Here is a 2410-nt window from a genome sequence, read left to right on the forward strand (position 1 = left end):
GGCCGACGGGGGGAACGAGTGGACCGCCCCCGGGGAGACCGCGGGCGGGTCGGCGCGCGTCGCCGAGCTCGCCGAGCACGCGCATCGGGCCGGTGAGGCCCTGGAGCCGGCCACGGCCGTGGAGTTGTTCGCCGCCGCGGCGCTGGACGCACGGCTGCGGTTCGCGCCGCGCGAGGCGGTGGAGCACCACCGGCGCGCCCATCACGCGGCCGTCGCGGGCGGGTTGCCGATCGAGCGGCGGGTACGGGTGGTGCTCGCGTTGGGCGAGGAGTTGCTGCACGTCGGGGAGACCGCCGAGGGGTGGCGGGTGATCGCCGACGCGGAGGAGCTGGCCCGGCGGGTGGCGGACCCGGTCCCGGCGGTGCGCACCGCACTGATGGCCTACGGCGCCAGGGAGCTGCCCGGCGGCGAGACGCTGCGTCCGCGCGCGCTGCGCGCGGCCGATCGCCGCCTGGGTGCCGGGGCGGCCGACCCGGGCGCCGGCGCCGACGGGCCCGGCGAGGCCCTCCCCGACGACGCGCCCATGACCGCCGCCGAGGAGGAGGCCGTCGTCCTGCGTCTCACCGACGCCCTCGCCCGGCACTCCCTCGGGCGGGAGGACGAGGAGGGCCTGAGCTTCGCCCTGTGGGCCCGACACCAGGCCATCTGGGGCCCCGGCACGGCTCGCGAACGTCTCCGGCTCACCGGCGAGCTGCGGGACGTGGCGGCCCGGCGCGGCATGCGGCTGCTGGAGTTCTACGCCACCTCGCTGCGCTGGGTGGCCCTCCTGGAGCTGGACGACCCGGGCTACGCCGAGCAGTTCCGCGAGCAGTTGTCGGTGGCCGCGGTGACGGTCTCACCGGAGATCTCCTTCAACTCCCTCATGGACCGCTGTCTGATCCACGGCTTCCAGGGCCGTTTCGCGGAGGCGGAGGAGGCCCTTCGCCGGGCGGAGCCGCTGGTGAACGAGCCGGGTCGGGAGCATCCCTTCGGTGCCGGCGTTCTGTACCACCTGCGCTGGTCGCTGGCGCTGCTGCGCGAACGGGAGCTGCCCGGGCCCCCGGTCGGGGCCGCCGACGACTCCCCCTTGTCCGGTCCGGCCTCTCCGCTGGGCCGGCTCCGGGAGGGTCTGGCCGCCCTGGAGCGGGGCGATCTCGTGGGCGCGGGGCGGGAGCTGGCCGCCACGTCGGGTCCGCTGCCCCGCCTGCTGCTCCCGGTCCGGCTGCGGCTGGCGGCGGGGGTGGCGATCCGGGAGGGTGACGCGGCGGCCGTCGAGCGGTGCGTCGCCGAACTGGAGCCGTACACCGGGCAGTGGCTGGTCGGTGTCTTCGGCTGCGACATCGGCGGCCCGGTGGATCTGCTGCTCTCCCGGTTGCGGCTGGCGGCGGGGGACGCGCAGGAGGCCGTTCGGGCGGCGCGGAGCGCCTGCCGGTCGGCGGAGCGGATGGGCTCGCCGCCGTGGCTGCTGCGGGCCCGCGCCGCCCTGGCCGAGGCGCTGGCGGCGCGGAACGCCCCCGGGGACCGGGAGGCGGCCAGGGAGCTGGCGGGCCGGGTGGCCCGGGAGGCCGCCGGCGCCGGACTGGAGCACACCGCCGAGCGGGCCCGCCGCCTGCGGGCCGGGCCGGGGGTGCCCGTCCGGGCGGGTGCGACGGGAAGCGCGTCGGAGCCGGCCGGCGGCCCGGCGGGCCCGGCCGCCGGCGACGCGGCGGCCCCGCCGGTCAACGAGTTCCGCCGCGAGGGCCCGGTGTGGCGCCTGGGCTGGGCCGGGCGGGTCGTGCACCTGCCCGACGCCAAGGGCCTGGCCGACCTGCAACGGCTGTTGGCCGTCCCGGGCCGCGACGTGCCGGCCGTCCACCTGCTGGCCCCCGGCGCGGATCCGGAGGTGGTCGCCGCGCACCGTATGGGTGGTGACCCCGTGTTGGACGAGGAGGCGAAGCTCCGTTACCGGCGGCGGCTGACCGAGTTGGACGAGGAGATCGACCGCGCCGCCCTGCGCGGGGCAGCGGGGCGGGCCGCCGACCTGGAGCGCGAACGCACCGCGCTGCTGGCGGAGTTGCGCGGCGCGGCGGGTCTGGCCGGGCGCGGGCGGCGGCTGGGCGACGCCGCCGAGCGGGCCCGCAAGACCGTGACGGCCCGCATCCGCGACACCCTGCGCAAACTGGACGACCGGCACCCGGAGTTGGCCGCGCACCTGCGGGCCTCGGTCTCCACGGGGACCGACTGCCGCTACCTGCCGGAGCGGGAGACCGCCTGGCGGCTGTGACGGGTCCGGCCGGGTCACGGGGCCGGCCGCCGGGGACATCGCGGGAACGACGACCGACACGGCGCCGGGGACGGTAGATTGACCCCGTCGGCCTTCGACGCGCCCGCGACGCGCGTTCGGAGGCTTTTTTCATGGTCTCCCCTCCCGTGTCCCCCGCGTCCCCTCCCC

At 78.3% G+C, this 2410-nt stretch carries 1 pseudogene; it reads left to right on the top strand.

From position 1 onward, the window contains the following. A pseudogene (locus tag FOE67_RS22860) lies at positions 1-2242 on the top strand (ATPase); the annotation flags it as partial. Positions 2243-2410 lie beyond the last annotated feature (168 nt).

The sequence above is a fragment of the Streptomyces calidiresistens genome (genome assembly GCF_014141525.1).
In the GTDB taxonomy this organism is placed as follows: domain Bacteria; phylum Actinomycetota; class Actinomycetes; order Streptomycetales; family Streptomycetaceae; genus Streptomyces; species Streptomyces calidiresistens.